The organism is Microbacterium sp. BF1, from assembly GCF_019279095.1.
Classification (GTDB): Bacteria; Actinomycetota; Actinomycetes; order Actinomycetales; family Microbacteriaceae; genus Microbacterium; species Microbacterium maritypicum.
Window position 1 is genome coordinate 1 of sequence record NZ_JAGYWT010000236.1, and the last position, 3790, is coordinate 3790.

Annotated in this window: 5 protein-coding genes; 4 read left to right on the top strand and 1 reads right to left on the bottom strand. The window is 63.7% G+C overall.

Annotated features, from left to right (window positions below):
* Positions 1 to 248 (bottom strand): metal-sensitive transcriptional regulator (locus KZA10_RS17960; RefSeq protein ID WP_256934656.1); only part of this gene is annotated, 248 nt, incomplete at its 3' end.
* A 235-nt stretch (positions 249 to 483) separates the two neighbouring features.
* Between KZA10_RS17960 and KZA10_RS09465 the strand changes: the two genes are divergently transcribed.
* The 4 genes from KZA10_RS09465 (at position 484) to KZA10_RS09480 (ending at position 3390) form a co-directional block, all read left to right on the top strand.
* Positions 484 to 1047 carry a recombinase family protein gene (locus tag KZA10_RS09465; RefSeq protein WP_218682739.1) on the top strand — a complete coding sequence of 188 codons (564 nt, stop codon included), beginning with the start codon at positions 484 to 486 and terminating at the stop codon, positions 1045 to 1047.
* A gap of 36 nt (positions 1048 to 1083) precedes the next feature.
* Complete coding sequence (locus tag KZA10_RS09470) at positions 1084 to 1551, top strand: hypothetical protein (RefSeq protein WP_218682740.1); 468 nt, start codon at positions 1084 to 1086, stop codon at positions 1549 to 1551.
* A gap of 63 nt (positions 1552 to 1614) precedes the next feature.
* Positions 1615 to 2370: a hypothetical protein gene (locus KZA10_RS09475; RefSeq protein ID WP_218682741.1), complete on the top strand. Its 756-nt coding sequence runs from the start codon at positions 1615 to 1617 to the stop codon at positions 2368 to 2370.
* A 165-nt stretch (positions 2371 to 2535) separates the two neighbouring features.
* Positions 2536 to 3390, top strand: a complete 855-nt coding sequence (locus KZA10_RS09480; RefSeq protein WP_218682742.1) for a zeta toxin family protein — start codon at positions 2536 to 2538, stop codon at positions 3388 to 3390.
* The last annotated feature ends 400 nt before the right edge of the window (positions 3391 to 3790 follow it).

Sequence of the window (3790 nt, forward strand, 5' to 3'; positions counted from 1 at the left end):
CGCAATTCGCGCGGATCAGTGAAGGAAGTCGGGCCAACCAGCAAGCGCACGAGTCCGCGACACAGCGGGCGACCGGCAAGTGCCTCCTCATCGGTCTGGCGTTCGTCGGAGTGTGGACGCTTGTCCTGCGTGAGGATGTCGATGCAGTACTTGTCTTCGTCGACCATCCGTGCGATCCCTCGCACCTGACCCTCGACGCGACTCAACCGCTTACGCAGATCAGCCTTGTTGTCGGTGCACCCGTTCATGATTAAAACATACCCCCTGGGGGTATCCAACTCAAGGCCAGTCGTGTGCATTCCCGCGTGACTGGTAGCTCTAGCGGTGCGAGTCCGACGAGAACTCGTGCGCCTGCCGTAAACGATCGTTTGCGGCGCGGTCGTCGACGTCGACGACCCGGTGCGCGACACGCCGAGGAATGATCCGCCGAAACCCCCTGCCGAAACCGAAACGCGCCGGAACGTTGGCAGTACCGTTTTCGGCATGGCACATGAAGTCGGATACGCCCGGGTCTCGAAGCGGGAGCAGAACCCCGGAGCACAGGAGGCCGAACTGCGCGCCGTCGGCTGTGAACGAGTGTTCGTCGACCACGGCGAATCCAGCCGCGTTACCGATCGCCCACAGTGGCTTGCCTGCCTTGACTACCTCCGCCCGGGGGACACGCTCAAAGTCCGCCGCCTCGACCGGCTCGCAGGCAGTGAGCGCATCCTGATCGAGACGCTGCAGGACCTCGACGCACGACAGGTGAACATCGTGAGCCTGACCGAGCCGATGATCGACACCACAACCCCGATGGGTCGCGCCCTCTACGGCATCGTGGCCGTGTTCGCCCAGCTGCGCGTGGACACCATCCGAGACAACACGCAGCGCGGCCTCGACTACGCACGCAGCCAGGGCCGCGTCGGCGGCCGCCCGAGCGTAATGACGCCGGAGCGGATCGCGACCGCAGAGCGCATGCGCGCCGAGAGACAGAGCTGGGAGAGCATCGGCCGTGTGCTCGGAGTGGGAGCGACTAGCGTGCGTCGGGCACTCGGGCGCGCACGGTGAACCAGGCGGCGCGAGCTGGGTAGATATCTTGACAACATGCTTAAGAACATCAGTGGGTGGATCGACAAGAAAAAGATGTGGGTGGCGGGTGGCGCTATTGCGGGGCTTGTGGGCGCGCTGGTGCTGTTCAAGGACCCCGTGACGGCCGTCTGGACGGCCGGGGTGGCTGGTGCCCTGCTCCTCGTGAAAGAGATTCTTGCTGGCCTTGGTGCGGCAAGGGCAGCTGATGAGTTGGACAAGCTCGAGGACGAACTGGACAAGCTCGAGGACGAACTGGACAAGCTCGAGGACGAGCTGGACAAGCCAGAGGGCGCTGTCGAGTTGGACAAGCCAGACGGCTGTGGCGACAAGGCTTCGCAGCGACGAGTAGCTATTGAGAAGCGACGAGCAACTATCGAGAAGAGCAAGCGCAACTTTGACGTATGGTCGTCGGTCTGCGGAATGTTCGCAGCGATCCTGGGCGTGCCGGCCGTCGTGGCTGTTGTCGGGCAGCTTGTGAAGTAACCAGGGGGGTGATAGAAGCATCTATCACCCCCCTGATAGAATGGTCTGTAGGAGGTGGTCGAAATGACGATCGCAGAAGTCCCAGCGGAGGCCCGCGCAGCAGTGCTCGCGCGCCGCCGAAAGGAAATCGACGAGTTGGATTACCGGCGTGAACTGCGCCGACTTGGAGAGCACGGCTACAGCCAGCGGGATATCTCGAAGTGGCTCGGGATCGCGCAGCCGTCCGTGCTCAGCGCACTACGCACGGCCGCGAAGGTGGCGATGCCCCTGGACGGTTTCTCCGGCGCGACGCCCTACGAGATTTGCCAGCGCTACGCCGCCGGCTACATCAGTCGGCCGCAGCTCGTCGACGAGCTCACCAGGTTCCCCTACGTGAAGGGCGGCCAGACGGATGGGTATGACTCCCTCATCGTTGACCCGGCCGGCACGTGGTCGGAGGTAGACGACGCGGTGCGGCGCGGACTCATCGAGGACGACGTGTACGAGGAAGTGTTCAACCGTCGTCACGGACTCGAGCAAGAGCAGCCCGCGGCGGAGCCGAGGATGATCGAGGCACCCGACAATCACAAGCAGCTCACCGCCAGCATCTTGGCTAGTGGAGCTTTGTTCACTGGGTCTTTCGTTGACCTGCCCGATTACCTCTATGAAAGCGACGAGGGAGTCTACGTAGGCGAGGCAAAGGTCACAGTGCCTCGCAGCGCTCTGACGGGAGAGTGGATCGCCCACGACGGCGCGGATGGTCGCTACATCGAATACTCATTTGATCGGGTTGTCGATAAGACTGGGGCGCCGAGCGCCGGCCGCGTTCGGAGGAAGTAGCGCGTGGTTTCTGACGCAGTAGCTCGCCACATGGAAACCGTGCGGGAGCTATCCAAACCCGGTCAGGCGCTCGCGCCGAATGCGGCTACGGCGACCATGAACAATCCTGCGTGGTGGATCGACGGTGAGGCTACGCTCTCGCGCCGACGCCTTCACACTCGACTCTTGACCGAGGCACGCGAAGAGGCTCCCGACGTCGAGCAGCAGTATCGAGCGATCGTTCTTGCTGGACCGCCAGGAGCCGGCAAGAGCACGGTTCTGAAGGACGTGCTCGGTGAGCACCGAGGCAAGTACCTCGTGATCGACGCCGACGAGTTCAAGCGCTCCCTTCTGCGCGAGGCGCAGGCGGACGGCAGCTATAGCCAGTGGCTCATGCCTGCCGCTATTCGCGAGCGCGAAGCGCAGGGCGAACGGTTCTTTCCGCTCGAGCTGGCATCTCTCGTCCACGAGGAATCGTCCTACCTCGCGAAGAAGCTCCGCGCCGACGCGATCGATGCGGGAGACAACATCGTGATCGACACCGTGCTTAGCAATGAGACGGACGCCCTGGCGCTCGGTGAGCGCCTGCGCGACGCCGGCTACGACGTCCGGGTGATCGACGTCGAGGTTCCCTACGAGCTGTCGGAGGAACGCATCCGCAGCCGGTGGGAGCACTCCTACGCGACCGCGCTTGAAAGCGGCGATTCGCTCGGCGGTCGCTGGGTTCCCAGCGAGTATGCGCGCGAGGTGTTCCACGGTCCCGGCGGACTATCGAAGCCGGAGGCCGCAGCGCGTTCGCTGGCTGAGCAGTGCCCCGCCGTGGGTCGATACCGAGTGTTCCGCACAACCCTCGAAGAGGCTCGTGCAGCAGAGGTAGAGGGTCGGCCTGCGAGAGCTACTGTCGAGGTCGACAAGACCCGCAGTGCGCGGGCCGCCAACCTCGTTGATTCGCCGCTGGCCGGCACCCAGAACCGGGCAGCGGTCGCTCGCCCCGCCAGCGTCCAGCGGACCCCCATGACCAACGGTCCTGAACGTCACTAACCGTTCTTCCCCCTTCTCCTGATACAAAGCCGAACCACACGAGGAAACCCCCTGTCAGGGGTGAGGCCCCGCCTCATCGCGAAGCGACGCGCAGCGCCCTTGACAGGGGGTGACTCTGTCACTCTGATTTGGCCCAGGGATGTCGCTTTGGTCTGGCCCATGTTGCGACGCGCCGGGGTGTTCATGTCGGTTTGATTTGGCCCACCCCCGCCACGGTGGTCCTCAGTCGGTTTGTTTCGAGTGAGGAGGGCCGGGTCTGATGCAGGAACAGGTGACATCTAGCGTGGCTAGCCGAGATGGCTGGCCTGGAAGGATGTCATCATGCCCAAGCCGTTTCCCAAGGAGTTCCGCGACGATGTGATCCGCGTTGCGGAGAGTCGTGATCCGGAGGTCACTCTCG

Excerpts from the sequence above, each read along its gene's own strand:
- KZA10_RS09465 (WP_218682739.1), top strand. The coding sequence starts at position 484 with ATGGCACATGAAGTCGGATACGCCCGGGTCTCGAAGCGGGAGCAGAAC.
- KZA10_RS09475 (WP_218682741.1), top strand. The coding sequence starts at position 1,615 with ATGACGATCGCAGAAGTCCCAGCGGAGGCCCGCGCAGCAGTGCTCGCG.
- KZA10_RS09470 (WP_218682740.1), top strand. The coding sequence starts at position 1,084 with ATGCTTAAGAACATCAGTGGGTGGATCGACAAGAAAAAGATGTGGGTG.